The sequence below is a fragment of the Spirillospora sp. CA-142024 genome (assembly GCF_050942325.1).
Taxonomy (GTDB): Bacteria; Actinomycetota; Actinomycetes; order Streptosporangiales; family Streptosporangiaceae; genus Spirillospora.
In genome coordinates this window covers 5,273,759-5,291,320 of sequence record NZ_CP192077.1, presented here as the reverse complement: position 1 = coordinate 5,291,320, position 17,562 = coordinate 5,273,759, and the positions used below count along the sequence as shown (strand labels likewise).

Here is a 17,562-nt window from a genome sequence, read left to right as displayed (position 1 = left end):
TCGGCCACCACTCGATCGGTGGCAGATGCCGATGTGTCCACCCCGCCGGCCGTCGTCATGGCCGTGCTCGTTCGGCGCGGCGCCATCGCTGCGGGGTGATGCCGTAGCGGTTTCGGAAGCGGCGGACGAGGTAGGTGGCGTCGCGCAGGCCGGTTCGGGCGGCCACGGCGTCGAGCGGGAGGTCGGTCTCGCGCAGCATGCGCCGGACTTCGATCATGCGCCTTTCGGTGATCCATTCGAGCAGGGGGCGGCCGGTGCGTCTGCGGAGCACGGTGGTGAGGTGTCCGGGGGTGTAGCCGAGCGTGCGGGCGACATCTGAGGCGGTGACCGGTTCGCGGAACGACGCCTCGATCTCGGCGAAGACCCGCTCGACGAGTGGGTCCGGCGTGCCCGGAGCGGAGGGTGCCAGCCGGGCGGCCGCGACCAGGAGCCGGGTGAGTGTGGCGGCGATGGCCTCGCGGGCCCCGAGGCGGCCTGGGGCGGCGAGTTCCTCGTCCAGGTCCGCCAGCCACGCCGACCAGTTCGGCTGGTCGGGTTCGGCGACCCGGCCGTGCCCCGCGCTGGGGGCGAACAGGGCGAGGAGGGGATGGTGAGTCCAGGCCAGTGGGGAGACCGAGGCCAGGGCGGGGACGGAGTCTGGTGTGAACGCGACCGACCACGCGCGGCTGCAGGCGAGTTCGGTAACGGTCGTGACGCCGATGACCTGTCCGGGCGAGACGGCGTGGACGTCGCCGGTGCGCAGTGGCCGTTGGGCGCCGTCGATGGTGACCGAGCCGGCGCCTTCTTCGATGTAGACCAGGACGAGGAAGTCGTGGGCGTGCCGGTGGGTCGGCGGGAGGCCGGTGTGGGCGGTTTGGGGGTCGAAGCGGGTCACCGAGACGGCGGGGACGCCGGGGCGCTGCTGGTAGCGGTAGACGGGTGTTCCGTCGAGCCGTACCGTGCGCAGCCTCGACTCGGAGCCCGGCGAGGCGCCAACCGAAGAATGTCCCATGACTTCCAAGTTATGTCCTGCTCGGTAGCCGCGGAATGTCCAAGGGTGGGAAGTGACGACACCGGGTCTGTCGCGCGTCACCGCGGGCAGACCCGCTACCGAATGCTCAAGGGGCACCCATGGCGGCTTCCACCGACGTACGCATCATCGACCAGCGAACCCCGCAGGAGCGGGAGCGCCCGTTCCTGCCGGGGGCGGGCAAGACCTGGCTCCTGCCGTTCTACGACGCCTTCACCCGGGTGGGCGGCGTCCGCGCACTGCACGAGCGTGCGGTCGAGCTCGCCGGCATCGAGCCCGGCCAGGCGGTGGCCGACATCGGCTGCGGCACCGGCAACCTGTCGTTGGCCGTGCTTGCGGCCCAGCCGGGCGCGCGGGTGACCGGTCTCGATCCCGACGGAGCCGCCCTGCGCAGGGCGGCCCGCAAGGCGCGCCGCCGCGGCGTCGCTCTCACGCTCGTTCAGGGATACGCCGACCGGATTCCTGCCCAGGACGCCTCGCTCGACCATGTGGTCTCGTCGTTGGCCCTGCACCACGTCGATGACGACGGCCGGAGCGCGTTCGCGCGCGACGCGCTGCGTGCTCTTCGGCCGGGAGGAAGGGTCACCATCGTCGACTTCGGCGGCCTATCGTCCAACGCCGAGGACGCTGGCAACCCCACGCACGGCCACGGTCCGGCCCACGCCCTTCGGCACTTGCCCCGCCCCATGCGTTCCCGGGTGGCGCACAGCCCGGTCGCGGCCCGTGACCATGGCGACGGCATCGTTGCGCTGCTCGCCGAGGCCGGGTTCAGCGACGCTGGGGAGGTCGCGCACGCCGACCGCAGGTTCGGCCGCGTCACCTTCGTGCAGGCAACCCGCCCCTAAGCCGAAAACCTGCCCGACAGCGATTACCGGCGGACCAAACCACGTCACCCAATGGCAACAGCTCCAATTCCACAGGCCGGTGGCCGCCACCAGCATCCACGCATCGACATGAGAGGGTGACTCGATCTCGGAGGGCAGGCACGGGCCCGGCAGACGAGAGTTGCTTTTGCGAACTGCCCGGCCCGGCCCGGCCCGGCCCGGCCCGGCCCGGCCCGGCACCGCTCCGCGGCCGTCGAGCTGGGCGCCGAGGTCGCACTCTACCCGTCATCGCGCTGGCTGTGATCGCGGTAGGTAGGAGGGCCGTGACGATTCCCCACGACGAGGCCAGTCCCTGTTGATCTACAATGTAAAGGGTACGACCTGGTCTTCGATCGTTGAGTGCATTCGCTCGGCCCCTCGATGAGAACCGAGGTGTGGGACGGGCGGGACGGTGATTACTGAACGCTACATCTGTTGTTCGGCGGTCAAGCCGCGGGTGTTTACCGCGGGAGAGCACAAGTTACTTGATCTTCCTAGAAGTGCACTGTTGTGAACCGAAGGTTCATGCTTGACCTGCGACGATGTCGAGAAGCCGTATTTCGCAGGCATGATCGATCGTGTTCACACCGAAGAGGCCACTGGTTCGAACCCAGTACCGCCCACCCTTCCCCAGCTCAGAGGCCTGCTCTCAACGAGACCAGGCGTTGTTGCACGTGGTCATTGGATGCGGGTGGGACCGCGTGAGGCTGATGTCGCGAAACGCGGAGCATGCTGACCGGTGGCCCGGCCGGGGCTCATGGCGCAGGTCATCAAGGAGTTGGACAGCGTCGGCGACCCGACCGAGCGGCTCTCACCACCGCCAGAAAGGACATGCCACAGTGAGACGTTCGAGGCGAGCGTCGACCTGAAGTGCGCCGTGGCGGTGGCGCCACTCGGCTTGATGTCAGGCTGCGGACCCTTGGGGTGCATGGTTGCTGGTCAGGAGCGCCGCTCGGCGAATCGAACCGGCGGAGGCGGCCAGCAACGGCATCCGGACGGCCGGGCTGGGAATGCGTCCTTGGGCGTGCAGCACTCCCTTGATGACCGTCGGGTTCGGCTCGGCGAAGAGCGCAGCGGACAACCGGGCCAGTTCGGCTCCGAGTCGGCGGGCGGGTGCGGCGGCGCCGCGGCGCCACAACGAGATCAGTTCGGCGTAGTCGGCGGTGCGGAGATTGGCCGAGGCGAGGATTCCGCCGTGGGCACCCGCCGCGACGAGCGGTGATATGACCACGTCGTCGCCACCGAGCACGGCGAAGCCGGGCGGTGGGCAGCCGAGCAACTCGACCGTGGTCGCGTCGATCGCGCCGGTCGCGTGCTTGACCCCGGCGACCCCGGGTAGGCGGCCGAGTTCCGCAAGCGCGTGGGCGCTGAGAGTCTGCCCGGTGCGGTAGGGGATGTCGTAGACGATCAGCGGTATCTGGCCGTGGTCGGACAACGCGGTGAAATGCGCCAGTGTCCCCGCTTCACCGGGTCGGATGTAGGGCGGTGCGGGAACCAGCGCCGCGGCCACGTCGCCGGTGGCCGCCAGTTCGCGCAGCGACTCGATGGCGGTGGCGGTGTCATTGGTGCCGACCCCGACGATCAGCGGGGCGCCGTGTCCGCGGGCGGCGGCGGAGCAGACTCGCACCACGGTCTGCTTCTCCTCCGCGGTCAACGTGGCCGATTCCGCGGTGGTGCCGAGCGCGACGAGCCCGGAGGCGCCGGCCGACAGAGCCTCGTCGGCGAGTCGGGCCAGCGCATCGGGAGCCAGGCGCAGGTCGTCGGTGAACGGAGTCACCAGAGGGACGTAGAGGCCGGTGAAGATCGGATCGGGCTTCATGAGTCAACCCTTGCTCACACTCATCCTGTAGGTCCATTTCTGATTTCTACCTTGATGCCTAAGCTGAGCTTATGCTCGATGTTCGTCGTCTCTACCTGCTTCGCGAGCTGGACCGGAGGGGCACGATCGCGGCCGTGGCCGAGGCGCTGTCCTTCACCGCATCCGCCGTCTCCCAGCAGTTGAGCGTGCTGGAACGCGAGGCGGGCGTGGCCTTGCTCGAACGCAGCGGCAGGCGTGTGGTCCTCACTCCCGCAGGCCGGTCCCTGGTCGCACACGCCGATGGCGTGCTGGAACGCCTTGAGCTCGCGGTCGCCGAACTCGCCGGCGCGAGGGAGGGCATCGGGGGGCCGCTGCGCATCGGGACCTTCCCCTCCGGTGCCCACACCATCGTGCCCGCCGCGCTGGCCGAGCTGGCCCGACGGCATCCCGCGCTGGAACCGATGGTGCAGGAGATCGACTCGGCGCGCGTTTCCGACGGCCTGCGCGCCGGCGAACTCGACGTGGCACTTGTCCACGATTACGACTTCGTGCCCGCGCCACCGGACACAACGGTGGACGAGGTGCCCCTGATGGAGGAGCCGATGTACCTCGCCACCAGCACCGCGACCAAGATCACCGGCCGCGGCGACACGCTGACGGAGCTTCTCCGCCCCTACGCCGAGGTCCCGTGGATCACGGCGCGGGACGGTACGACCGGTCACGCGATGGCCGTGCGCGCCTGCCAGGCGGCCGGGTTCCAGCCGAGGATCCGCCACCAGGTCAACGATTTCCGCACGGCGCTGTCCCTGGCCTCCATCGGGCAGGGGGTCGGATTCGTACCGGAAATGGCCACTGCACATGCCCCCCGCCGTGTGGTGCTGACCAGGTTGCCGCTGTTCCGCCGATCGAAGGTCGCCTTCCGCGCGGGCGGCGGTGCGCATCCGGCGATCGCCGCGTTCGTGGCCGCGGCGAGAGCGGCAGCGGGTCAGTGATCGGGACCGCAGTCTGTAGCGGGGCTACTCGATCAATGAGGCCGGCCTTCGCGAGCTCCAGAGGTTGGGAGCAGGAGCCGATGCCCTACCAGTCCGAGCGGGACCCGTACCGGTTGAAGGTCGCGCACTTCGAGCAGGCGACGTACGAGGCGGCGCGCGGCCAGCTTGAGGCGCACCTGCACCACTGAACCCTTGCGTTGCAGGGCTGGGAGCAGATGCTGGCCGACATCGACGCGCACCGTGTCTCGCTGCTGCGCCGGCGGCTGAAGCAGCGGCCGGGGGAGGAGCACCCCGGCAGTGAGCACCGAGTGCGGCCCGTGCGCCTCGTCGCGGACCGGCCGCACTCCGCGGGTCGAGGACGTCGGGGTGGGACACCGATCGCAGCGTACCGTCCACTGTGATCAGACCGCGGTCGTCGGTGTCGATTCCGGCATCGGCCGCCAGGGCGGGGACCTTCACACCCGCGGTCCACAGGCAGGCGTCCGAGAGGACGACCCGGTTGTCCTCCAGTTCGACCCGGCCCGGTAGCGCCTTGTCGCAGGCACAGCCTCTCGGTGAACCGCGCCGAAGGGTTGACCAGGGGTGATCCGCATCGACCTGCGGCGGGCCCGGTAGGCCAGGCGGATCGCGCACATCATGCCGGAGTGACCAGCGCCCAGGATGACCACCTGGTGGTCCTTGCTTATTTCTCCGGCTCCGGCAGCGGCGCCTGCACCTCCTGCTCACCAAGCACGAGCCGTGCATTAGCGAACGTTCACGGTTTCTGAAATCTCGCAATGCGATCACCAGCGCTGTATCGAATAGACCATCGATCGTCAGACCGAAGGCGTTGACGGCAGGGTCTCTTTGGCGGTGGTCTTGACATTCAGTACTAACCGAGTGGGGGAGTAGGGAAGGTCCGGCTTTTAGCCGCCCGGGCTCGGCGCGCCTAGTGCCACAAGATCACCGAGCGGTCATGGGTGAAGGTGCTCGACCATCTGCATGACTCGGCCGATCCGCGAGACTTGTGACCGTCAGAGTCGGCTGTCCGGTAGGTGATGATGACGATCCGGCGGTAGGAAGTTTCGCTGACCGGATTGGGCCGGGCAGTTGTGGAGGCAGGCCTCTTGCGGGAAGATTAAGGCATCGCTTACTCTGCTCTCATCCTTCTTGAGCTTGACTGTCCTATCCGACTGATTTTCGGTTGCCGGTTTCTGCAATCAGAATGCTGAACTCCGTCGTGTAGTTGCATATGGCCTCGGGGGCTATCTGGTGGCTGACATCGAAGCTCTGAAAAAGAAGTACTTTGTTCAGCCCGACGATACGGATCCGCCTTCAGAACCGCTGCCGGCCACCTTTTCCGGCTGCCGGGTCACCCCGCTGATCGACGGCAAGGCCTACTTCGCAGACCTCGCCGCGAAGATCGCCACCCTGGGCCTCGGGACGCCGAGCGAGAACAGCGGCCAGTTCATCTACATCACCGGCTGGTGGGTCGGTTTCATGGGTCACCCGGCCCCTCCCGGGCGACCTCCGGCCGGGTCGGAGCTCCCGTTCTCGCTCGACGGCGACGGAGCCCCGAATCTCCTGATCGACCTGCTCAAGGCCAAGGCACGCGCCGGAGTCGACGTCCGCGTCATGGGCTGGATCTCGTTCTCCGGAATGGCCGACTACGGCATCCTGACCACGTCGGTCCGGAAGAGAATAGGTATTGCCGAAATCAACCTGTCCACCATGGCCTCCATCCGCGCGTTGCGCACGGAGCCCGCCCTCGCCGACAAGGCCTGCCTGAACATCATCGCCCACTCCGCCGGCGCGTCACATACCAAGATGGTGCTCGTCGGCGACGGCGGCGGCGCCGTCGGCTACACCGGCGGGCTCGACCTGGTGAACGACCGTCACGGCAACCCGCCCCACCCTGCCGGACAGTGGCACGACGTGCAGGCGAAGGTCGAGGGCCCGGCGGTGCTCGCGATGTACGACTTCTATCGCAGCATCTGGAACGAGCTCAGGGCACGAGAGGTCAAGACCTTCCGCGATGGCAATGTGAAGGTCGCCAGCCACACGGCCGCCATGCCCTACCTGCCGACGCGCAGCTTGCCGACCACCCCGGTGGGCAAACATCACGTCCAGTCGCTGCGCACCGTGCCGCGTTTCAACTACAAGAGCACCAACAACCTGCCTGAGAACAAGGAGATCTCCTTCGCTCCCGACGGCTTGTTCGAGGTGCGCTCCGCCTGGTTCAACGCCGTCCTCACCGCTGAGCGCTATGTCTATATCGAAGACCAGGGATTCTGGTCGGTGGACGTGATGGCCTGGCTGAACGGTGTCCTCAAGATCCGCGACGATCTCAAGGTCATCCTGGTCAAGGGGATCAACGACCCGAACGATCCGCCCTTCCCCGCGTACGCCAACGTCGCGCTGTGGAACGGTCTGCTCCACGATCTGAACGCTCAGCAGCGCAGCCGGGTGCACGCGTTCCTGCGCAACGTGTTCGTGCACACCAAGAGCACGATCGTCGACGACCACTGGGCGATCATCGGCTCGGCCAATGCCTACCAGCGCAGTCTCTACAGCGACATCGAGCATGCGGTGGGCGTCCTTGACGAGGACGACATGCTGGTCCAGCAGTACCGGACGCGGCTCTGGAGTGACATCTTCGGCCTGCTCCCGGCCGACCAGCAGAAGATCGCCGACATCGACAAGGCGCTCAACGTCTGGGACAGCACCTGGGGCACGCCGGGCAGCGGGGTCAGCCTGCCGCCCCCGCCCACCCTCGCTGCCATCCCGCTCCCCACCCGGGAGACGAAGCTCGACGACGACCAGCAGGACAGACACGACCGTTACGACGACGTCGACTCACGCCAGCCGTGGGGGGGCTGCACGCCATGAGCAGCAGTATGTTCGTGACCGTCAACGAGTTCATCGGCAGCAAGTGGCCGCCCTTCCTGCCCGAGCCGCCCGATCCCGCCGTGCTCGACCACGTCTGGATGGAGCCGCTGCACACCACGGCCGATGTCCACCGGGGCGGTATGGCCACCCGCCTGCTCTTCGAGCGGGAACTCGTGCTGGGCATGCCCGGCCTCGACGAGGTGAGCCTGGTACTGGCCCCCGCCAGCGGTGATGGCGCGCCCGCCGAGATGGGCCTCGAGATCGACATCCTGCCGAAAACCGTTCTGCGCCTGACCGACGTGCCCGTCGCGCTGCGCTTCGGGCCGAAGCTGCTGCGCCCCATGCGCAAGGTGAGCGATGGCGGCTACGAGCCCGACCCCGGACGCCCGTTCGTCCAGCTCACGGTGCCGAAGATCAGCGGGACGGCCAGCGCGGACGGCATCAGCGCCGACACGCCGTTCACCGCCCAGCTGCCCTACCCGGTGCAGATCGGCGACACCGGGGTGGTGATCGACAGCGCCACGGTCGGCTTCCACCAGGCGGGCGGCAAGGCGTGCCTGGTGCTGCAGTGGAAGGAGGGCGCCCTCAACAGGCTGCTCGGCCGGTTCGTCCCGAACCTGGGCGACCGTAGCCCGGCGGGCGAGCAGCAGGTCACCCTGCGCCTGATCATCGGCGACGGCCTCGAAGAGGTACGCCTCGACTGGCAGGCGGCCGCCCCCGGCGCCGCCTTCGCGCTCCCCGGCCTGAGCGTGGGCGTACCGGCGTCCAGCCGCTTCTCGTTGCTGCTGATGCGCCAGGGCGCGGGCCTCGGCCGTGCCGCCTTCGTCGTCACCCTGGCGGGGACCGACCCGGTGACGGCGGGCAGCACCTTCGCCTGGGGGCGTGACGGAGACCGCGAGCTGCACAACGACGAGCCGCCTCCACCGCCCGACAAGCCTCTCTTCAGCGTCACGCTCAAGCCGACGGACGGGCCGCGCAGCCTGGTGCTGCTCGACGTCACGCTCGGCGAGGCGAAGCTGCCCGGCTTCTTCCGCGAACTGGCCACGCCGATCGCCCCGCTCGACCTCGACGACCCGGCAGCCCTCTGCAAGCCCGTGGTCTTCGATCCGGGAGACCTCCGGGAGGGCTGGACCGCCCAGCTGAGCGTCAACATCGACGTCGCCGGCGGAGCGTTCACCCTGCCCTTCCTCAAGCAGGGCCAAGGCGACGACGCCCAGTTCCTGCAGCTCTACACCAACACACCGCTCACCGGGCTGCCGATCACCCTGCCCCAGGGCGAGGTCAGTTTCGACATCGGGGTGCGGCTGCGCGTGCTGAGCCTCAGCTTCGACTTACTGAGCCGCCTGACCTTCAACCTCAGCACCTTCGCCCTCAAGGTCGACCACGACCAGGGGATCGAACTGCGCTCCCCGGAGGCCGAGCGCGAGTTCCCCGACCTGTTCGGGCTGCGCTGGCGGTTCAAGGGCAAGGATCTGGGCGACAGGACGTTCCACTACTTCACCATCGCCACGAAGGACTACCACTACCAGATACAGCAGCCCGAAGGGGCCGTGCTGGAGCTGGACTTCACGCGGGCCAGCGAGGAACCGATCACCTTCAGCGTGCGGGACTTCGCCCTCACGCCGAAGGGCGTCAACCTCGCCGCCGCCGTCACCGACCGGCCGGCGCGGCTCAACGGCCTGCGCACGCGCTTCCGCTTCACCGACAGCGGCTTCGTGATCCGCGAGAACCGGATCGCCGACTTCACCATCGCGGGCTCGGGCCCGCTGCCGCCCGACCTCGTGGGAGACGCCACGGCCGACATCGCCCTGCAGTTCGCCCAGCGCGAGGGCGGCAACCTGACCCTCGTGCAGGGCGCCGCGAACCTGCGCGGCGTGAAACTGCTCGACTGCAAGGGCACGCGCTTCCAGTTCTCGGTCGACGCCCTGGGCCTGCGGTTCGTCGACGACGGCGCCTTTCACCTCTACTTCACCGTCACCGGCTCCGCCCAGTTCGTACTGGCGCCCGGCGATGACGCCGACGGGCCGCTGGGCCTGCTCGGCAAGATCCGCATCGACCTCGTCCAGTGTCCGCTCACCGGCGACGCCCGGGTGATCGGCAAGCATGTGAAGTTCCTGGTCGAGCTGCCCAAGCCCAAGTCGTTCGGCTTCCTCGGCTGCTTCGAGATGGAGCTGCGCGCGATCGGCTTCGTCCCGCAGTGCGAGTTCTTCGACGGCGACGGGGCCATGCAGGTGACCGGCCAGCTGAAGTTCGCCCAGGGCCCCGGCGACACGCCGGACTCGCGGCCCGACTACCACGAGCTGTTCATCGGCCTGCCGCTGCCCGGTGAGTTCGTGCCGCGCATCCACTTCACGCGCCTCGCGGTGAACCTGGCCATCGGCGCCGCCTTCCGGCTCACCGGCGCGGTCGACTTCGTCGACGAGCCCGACCAGACCGGGCTGGTCGGCGAGGGCGTCGTCCAGATCCAGGGCCTGCCCGCCATCGCGGCCAGCTTCGGCTTCCTGCGCGTGCGCCGCGGCCCCGGCTCGCCGTGGCTGCGGGCCTGGTTCCTGTACCTGGAGATCCGCCAGGTCAGCTTCATGATCCCGGTCATCCAGATCTACCTGCGCGAGATCGGCATGGGCTTCGGCTACCGCTTCACGATCGCCGCCATCAAGGCCGCCGACGCCGAGAACGACGTCAAGAAGCTGCTCAAGACCCTGGAGGGCCTCTCCCGCACGCAGGGGGACCTGTCCAAGCGCGACCGCTGGGCGGTGGACCTGGAGGACGCCGGCGAGGACCCGCGCTGGACGATCGTGCTGCGAGCGATGATCTCGCAGACCTCGGCCTCGGCCTCCCCTCTGCGCTACGAGGCGTTCGCGGAGGCCGACCTCGCCTGCGTCTTCCTCGTCGACGCGATCATCGCCTTCCGCAGCGACCTGACGTTCTTCATGTCGGTGCGCGGCTGGTTCAACACCAACTACGCCGACTACGTCACCAACAAGGACGGCGCCCGCGAGAACCCCATCCTGAGCGGCTTCGTGCTGCTCTCGCCGCGCCAGAAGCGCTTCCTCGCCCACATCTCCAAGCCCGAGGGCGGCAAGCCGGGCACGCACCCGCCGCTGCCCGACTTCGTCCGCGACGCGATCGCCGACAGCCGCTTCTCGGCCACCCTGCTGATCGAGCCGGGCCTGTTCCACTACGAGCTGGGCTGGCCCAACATGCTGCGCTGGCACACCACGCTCGGTCCGCTGGCCGTGGAGGTCGAAGGCGGGTTCATCTTCCGCGTCTCGATGACGGAGATGGTGCTCGGGACGAGCTTCCTGGCCCGCGGCCGGCTGGAGTTGAGCGCCGGTGTCGACCTCGGGCTGGTCGGCATGCGGATCAGCGCCACCGCGCGGGTGGCCTTCGGAGCGCGCTACATCGGCGTGATCGACTTCCGCGACCCGACGGGCAACTCGGCCGTCTACGGCGCGATCGGGCTGGAGGTGCAGGTCACCTTCGCCATCGAGTTCTGGATCAAGATACCGCTGGTCTTCACCACGATCAGGCTCTCGTTCAGCTTCAGCCTTGAGATCACGTTCAGCGCCGGGCTGGAGATCGGCGTCAAGGGGCTGAGCGTGCCCGGCGTGCGCGGCGTCGGAACCGTCGGCGTCTCCTGCTGCGGCCACAGCCTCCAGGCCACCGTCAAGGTGGCCTTCGCGGAGGACAACGTGCAGGCGGCCCTCGACCGGACCAAGGAGTTCCTGTCGCTGGGGCTGGAGGCCACCGAGGTCGAGCCGGTGCCGGGCACCGAGGGCGCCGCCGCCTTCACGCGCGGCCTGGCCGCGCGTCGCCCCGCACTGCCGCCGCGCGCCCTCGCGGCTGTCCTCGGCGAAAAGGCGGCGGCCGAGGCCGACGTGTTCCATGTGCCCGGCTACGTCATCTTCGTGCTGCGCGACGCGCCGAGCTGGGACGACGAGCACCAGATCTACTTCGCGCTGCTGCCGCAGGGAGAACGGCTGCACCGGGACGCGCAGGGCGGGCTCGTACTCGACGAGGACGGCTTCCCGGTGGCGGAGCCCGAGCTGGGCTTCCTGCCGCCGCCCCCCGCCGAGGGCACCGTCGTCGGGAAGGACTTCGCCCTCCGCGTGCCGAAGCCGGCGGCGGGGGAGAGCTACACGCTGAAGCACTTCGAGCCCCTGCCCGATCCGCGGTTCGTCGACGTGAGCGGCGCGGTCACCGCCGGTCAGCCGATCACCTGGGCGGTGAACTGGGCCGCGCGGCTCTACACCGACGGCTCCGCCGAGCGCCGCGTCGTGAACCAGGCCACGGGGGAACCGGGCGCCCCCGCGCCTCTGGAGGACGGGCTCAGCCTGGCCCAGCACGTCGCCAACGCCTTCAAGCAGCACTACACGGGCGCGGTCGCCCACCCGGTCGGCGACCCCGGCGCGCTGCCCGGCTACCGCCCCCCGGTCAGCGACCCGAGGGTGCAGAACCCGTCCGACAGCTCCTTCGAAGCGGCCGTGCGGGGAGCGTACGAGCAGTTCAGCGGCTCGCCCTTCCTCAAGCGCGACCCCCAGGAGCTCTACGGGCAACTGCTGGAGTCGGCCTTCGACCCGCGCACGACGATCTACGCCGCCGACGGCGCCGCCGAGGACGACGGCGATCCCGGCACAGTCAGCGCGGTCCAGGCCGACCAGCAGGCCCACCAGCTGCGCGGCGTGATCATCCACGACATCGTCTCCGATCTGCGCGCGTTCCACGCCGAGAGCGACCAGACCAGGCGGAACGAGCTGGTCGCCGGCTCGCTTGCCTTCCAGATGGGGCTGGTGTTCGCGGTGAAGACCGCCGACGGCCGCCGTCCCGCCTGGCTCGACCAGGTGGCGACGGGCCTGGACGCCCAGCCGTCGATCAGCCAGCGCGAGCGGCCCGAGGCGACCGGCCCCGGTCCGGCGAGCGAGGGGGTGCGCGCCTTCAACGTCGCCGAGGCCCAGTTCAGCCTGTTCCCGCCCGAGTTCGAGCACGTGCGCCAGTACAGCGACGCGAGCACGATCGCCCTTGCCTGGGAGCTGAGCTGGCGACGTCAGGCCACGCCGGGGACGAGCCGGGCCCAGAACGACCCCGACCACCACCTGGCCCACTACCTCGTGCGCAGGCGCGCCCTCGACGGCGACGAGGCCGAGCGCACCACCACGGTGAAGCCGGTCAAGGTGCTGCACCGCCACACGACCAGCGTCGCCGGCGCCGAAGGGGCGGACGAGGCCACTCCGACCGACACCCTCTCGATGCTCCAGCCGCGCTTTCAGGTCGTCGACCACTTCCCCGACACGGCGGACGACCGCGCCGCCCTGCCGCGCGAGGGGCGCGGCTACCTCTACACGATCACCCCTGTCGACTTCGCCGGCAACGCCGGGCGCCCGCTGACCCTGATCGCGACGCGCTACCCGAACACCCCTCCCGCGGTGCCGGTGGACGGCGATCTCACGGTGAGCTACAGCATCGCCCCGTCCGACGCCGATCCGGCGGGAACGGCGGCGACCCCCCAGGTGATGCCGCCGCGTCAGGTCTACGTCGAGTGGAGCGAGCCGGCCCGCCAGAACGGTCCCACGGTGCCGATCCGCACCTACCGGCTGATCTTCCGCCGCGAGAGCACCGTGCCGATCGGCTCCTACGGCCTGGACAGCACGACCCAGCGCGGACGCACGACCGGCCTGCCGACGTCGAACGCGCGCCCTCTGCCCACCGACATCAAGGTCGACCTCGATCACGTCTTCGGGCCGGCCGGTGCGCGCGGGGCGGTGATCCCCGTCGCCACGCTGCGCGAGCGGGGCGTGCTGCCGGACGGCGCGTGGCGCCCCGAGGCGTGGCGGGTCTTCTTCCAGACGATCTCCGACCGCGACGTGCCTTCGGCCCTGGCGCCGGTGCAGCTCCTGCTCGCCGCCGAAGCGGTGGCCGCGCCGCCCACGTCCCCCGCGCCGGCCGACCGCATCGAGCACACGGGCAACCCGCGTGAGGAGCGCCGCCCGGCCGAGCTGGAGTGGCTGCCGCGTCCGACGGCCTTCGGCGTGGTGCGGCCCGAGGACGAGCGGGCGGAGCCGGGCCTCGCCCACACGCCGATGCCCCTCCAGAGCATTGATCGATCCGGCGCGGAGACCACCGGTCCGGCCCCGTTCGTGTTCACCGGAGACATCGGCGCGATCGTCGGCTTCCGGCCGCATCCCCTGGGCATCCGGGCGATCCGGTTCCGCTGGAACCAGGGTCCGAGCGGCGACGCCGCCTACCCGCTCGAACTGAACGCCGGCTACCGGTTGTACGAGCTGAACATCGACGCGGCCACCACGGACACCTTCGCCAGCGCCGCCCGGCTCGCCGAGGAGCTGCGGCTCCTGCAAGAGGTCCAGATGCTCCCGGCCGACGATCTCCCACTCGTGCCCGGCGACACGCTGAACACCAGCCAGTGGGAGGCGTGGTATCCCGGTGCCGTCCAGCGTCGCCGCCCGCCCGATCCGTCCGCCCAGGGCGTACGGGACGAGCGCGGCCCCTGGTACTCCTGGCAGGACTCCTATCTCGAGTGGCCGGAATGGGCGGGCGTCACCCGGCCCGGCGGGAAGCGCGAGACGGCGCTGCACCCGCTCCTCGAACGCCTGGTGGAGCGGCTGCGCGGGATGCGCCCCGGCAGTGCGACCGACCCCCAGGGGCGGATATCGGACGGCTACGCCGCCGCCCTGCAGGCCGGCCCGCCGACATTGCCCAACGACCTGGCGGACTTCCTGGCCAGCTGCCCGCCGGGCGCGGACCGGTATGGCTGGAGTGCGCTCCAACGCCTCGGCCTGGCGGTGACCTTCAGCCTCCACGACCCCGTCACGGGAGTCCTGCGCGGCCCGAAACTGCTGGAACTGCTCCAGGGGCTCTTCGCGCAGCTGGGGAGCGGCGAGAACACCGCCGACCCCGACGCCGCGGCCTTCGCCGCCCTCCGCGGTCACGTCCATGTCGAGCTGCTGTTCCAGCCGGGGCGCAGCGTCCAGCTCAATGAGCGGCCGGCCGGGGGCGACGATCTGCTGGCCCTGGTACAGATCAGCCTGCGGCCCACCGTCCGGCAGCGGCTGCGCTACCGCGCGGTCACCATCAACGGACGGTCGAACGCCGACGTCGAAGTGCGCTTCACGCTCACCGCGCCCTGCAGCCTGGTCGACCGGCCCGACAGCGGGACCGGCCAGTCGGAGCTCGAACCGCAACCGGCTCCGATCACACGCACGATCAGGCTGCCGCTCGACGGCGAGGCGGCCCTGCTCCTGCGCGGCGCGACGCTCCCCGCGACGATCGAGGTACGTCCGTCGGCCAAGCTGAGCATGGATCCCAAGCCCTTCGACCCGGCGGTCGCGCCCCTGCTGAGCTACGACCCGGCCCGCAAGGTGCTCAGCGCCGGCACCATGCTGAGCGCCGACCAGCTCAAGCTGCTGCGCCCCTCCCTCGCCTCGGCCGACGCCCAGGTCGTGGAGAGCCTTGGCGGGACGGTCCGCAGCGAGGAGTTCGGCCCGACCGACGAGCGCACCAACCACTTCACCGTCGCGACGGACGCGCTGGCCAAGGTGTTCGCCACCGCCGACGACGGTCTGCCCGAGCACGTCCAATGGCTGCGGCTCAAGTACTACCTGGAGACGCTGAACAGCAACGACCCCAAGGTGCCGGACACCAGCAGGGTCAGCCTCCCCACCGGCGAGGCCGAGATCGCCAAGGCGCTGCCCGACGTGCTGGCCTGGACGACGCGCTTCTTCGACGCCGGCGGCGCGGTGTTCGCGGGGCAGGACGGGCTGGGCAGGACGGGCGCCGGGCCCTGGGCGGCCACGGCCTACCCGCGCGCGGGTTCGCCCGCGGTGGCGACGCCCGACGCCGACGGGCGCCTGACCTACACCCAGCTGCTGGAGGACCGCTGGGCGCACACGCTGCGCTACTACTTCCAGCCCTACGGCCGCTACGACCTGCTCTGGCAGAGCCTGCGCCGCTCGCCCACGCTCTTCCCCGGCCGCGCCGCCGCCGAGACCGACATCCCGGTCGTGAAGGTCGACCCCGCCGCGGGCGGGCTCGACGTGGTGATCGAGCGCACGCAGGCCGTCGACGCTCCGCTCATCCTCGGCTCGCGCCGGCTCGACGAGGCGGCCACCCCGGCCCGCCCGCCGGCGCCGGGCGCGATCTGGGAGGTGGTCGTCGCCCAGCATCACGAGCAAGCACTGGCCGAGCGCAACCAGACACTCGTCCGCCAGCTCGCCTTCCGCCAGGTCGCCTTCACGCTGCTGCGCCGTTTCGGCTATCCGAGCTGGTACCACTGGGTGCGCGGCTTCGCCGAGGACCACGAGCGCGAGCTGCCCGTGCGCCTTGTCGAGGACGAGTACCCGCCCGTCCCGGACCGGCTGCCGACCCGGCCGGACCATCTCGTCCTCGACGGCGCGGCCGATCAGGACGAGCTACGCGGCCTCGATCTGCCCGAGCGCGTCGGCGACTTCTCGCAGGGCGTCCTCGCCCTCCAGTGGCGGGCCCTGCCGTTCTACTACGAACATCGCCTGCTGGTGATCGCCCAGACGGACGGCACCGTCTCGCCGATCAACAGCGTCACCCAGCGTGACCTGACCTACCGCTCGCCCTTGCCGGACGCCACCGTGAGCGGTGCGGACATCGTGTGGCACCGGGTGCCGCCCTTCCCCGCCGGGATCCCCGGCGACGCCCAGCTCCAGGCCGACACCCGCGTGCGCACCATCACCATCCCGCTGCGCCGGTTCTGGGACAGCCTGCCCGACGAGGCCCAGCAGCGCTGGCCCGGCGAGAAGCCCGACCCGGCGACCGGCGGGGCTACGGCGCGCAAGCTCAGCGCCCTCCCCGACCCCGAGGTCGTCTACCAGATCGTCGAGCTGTTCAGTGGAAACATCGAGGTGCAGGCCGAGTGCTTCTACGACCCGGTCGCCAAGAAGTTCGCCCACCGCCAGCTCGGCAAACGCTTCCTGGTGGCGCGGACCACGCTGATGCCCCCGGCGGGCGCTCTCGGCGACCTCCCGCTGGCGGTCGATCTGGTCCAGGTGAGCGAGGAGCAGCTGAGCAGCGGCTACTCCACGGCGAACCTGCCGCTCGACACGCGCAACCGGGTGGCCATCGACGAGCACGGGCGCCTGCTGTTCGCCGGGGTGATGACGAGGCGAGACCGCGACGCCCTGGTCGGGCTGACGAACGCGCCTGACGCGGCGAAGATCCGGCAGCTGTTCGAGAGCTGGTACACCACCGAGCCGGTGAGCGCCCCGGCCGGGAACCTGCCGGGCCGGCTCCTGGCGCTGATCGACTTCCTGCCCACGCAGACCTTGGCCCTGGTCTGGGAGGGGCCCTCCGACGCCGCCGCGGAAGAGCTGCGGCGGCTCCCCGGCGACAGCGCCTTCACCGGGGCGATCGCGCAGCTCATCACCCAGGCCGCGGGCGCGGGCCCGGACGCCGTCACACGCGTGGAGATCCCCGTCGGGCCCGAGCAGGTCCCCGACGAGCTCCACGGCAAGGTGGTGCTCACGCGCAACGCGGCGGGCACGCACTACACCACCATCGGGTGGAACGGCGCGATGAGCAGTGCGGACATCGCCGCTCTGCGGCGCTGGGCCCGGTTCCCCGAGTTCGCCGAGGCCGTCGAGAAGCTGATCGTCGCGGTGCACGACGCCGGCACGGCCGACCCTCCGCCGGCGTCTCCGGTCACGGTCCCCCTCGTCGTCGCGGTGCGCCCCACCCAGGCCGGGCTCAGCGGCGTCCTCGCCGGGAAACTGCTGCTCGGCGCCGTGCTGATGCGCCATCACGGCATGATGCGCGCGGACGATCCGGCCGCGCTGCTGCCGTCCTACCCCGGGCGGCCCGACCAGCTCGCCCTCAGGCGACTGCACCGTGCGAGCCAGGGCAGCGGAATGGGCGGGCGGTCCCTGGTGATCCGCGCCCGCCGTGGCAGCGCCACGCCGAGCGAGCCGCGACCGATCGAGCCGCCACAGATCGAGCCGCCACCGATGGAGCCCGAAGACGTGTAGGCGGAACGGCCTTTGACGGGGGCCCTCG

General features: G+C 70.2%; 6 protein-coding genes. 4 read left to right on the top strand and 2 right to left on the bottom strand.

Going from position 1 to position 17,562, the window contains the following annotated elements; genetic code table 11:
- Positions 1 to 55: 55 nt before the first annotated feature.
- The gene (locus ACQPZP_RS25400) at positions 56 to 991 is read right to left on the bottom strand and encodes an AraC family transcriptional regulator (protein WP_433472220.1); all 936 of its coding nucleotides are present in this window, start codon (positions 989 to 991) and stop codon (positions 56 to 58) included.
- 119 nt (positions 992 to 1,110) lie between these two features.
- Between ACQPZP_RS25400 and ACQPZP_RS25395 the strand changes: the two genes are divergently transcribed.
- Complete coding sequence (locus tag ACQPZP_RS25395) at positions 1,111 to 1,854, top strand: class I SAM-dependent methyltransferase (RefSeq protein ID WP_433472219.1); 744 nt, start codon at positions 1,111 to 1,113, stop codon at positions 1,852 to 1,854.
- A gap of 922 nt (positions 1,855 to 2,776) precedes the next feature.
- Here ACQPZP_RS25395 and ACQPZP_RS25390 read toward each other — a convergent pair.
- Entirely contained in the window at positions 2,777 to 3,691 is a 915-nt protein-coding gene (locus ACQPZP_RS25390; RefSeq protein WP_433472218.1) for a 4-hydroxy-tetrahydrodipicolinate synthase family protein, read from the bottom strand.
- A 71-nt stretch (positions 3,692 to 3,762) separates the two neighbouring features.
- Here ACQPZP_RS25390 and ACQPZP_RS25385 point away from each other — a divergent pair, with 71 nt between their 5' ends.
- From ACQPZP_RS25385 to ACQPZP_RS25375, 3 genes are all read left to right on the top strand, one after another.
- Complete coding sequence (locus ACQPZP_RS25385) at positions 3,763 to 4,662, top strand: LysR substrate-binding domain-containing protein (protein WP_433472217.1); 900 nt, start codon at positions 3,763 to 3,765, stop codon at positions 4,660 to 4,662.
- 1,251 nt (positions 4,663 to 5,913) lie between these two features.
- Positions 5,914 to 7,530 carry a phospholipase D family protein gene (locus tag ACQPZP_RS25380; RefSeq protein ID WP_433472216.1) on the top strand — a complete coding sequence of 539 codons (1,617 nt, stop codon included), beginning with the start codon at positions 5,914 to 5,916 and terminating at the stop codon, positions 7,528 to 7,530.
- Complete coding sequence (locus ACQPZP_RS25375) at positions 7,527 to 17,534, top strand: hypothetical protein (protein WP_433472215.1); 10,008 nt, start codon at positions 7,527 to 7,529, stop codon at positions 17,532 to 17,534. The genes ACQPZP_RS25380 and ACQPZP_RS25375 overlap by 4 nt, the downstream gene beginning before the upstream one ends.
- The last annotated feature ends 28 nt before the right edge of the window (positions 17,535 to 17,562 follow it).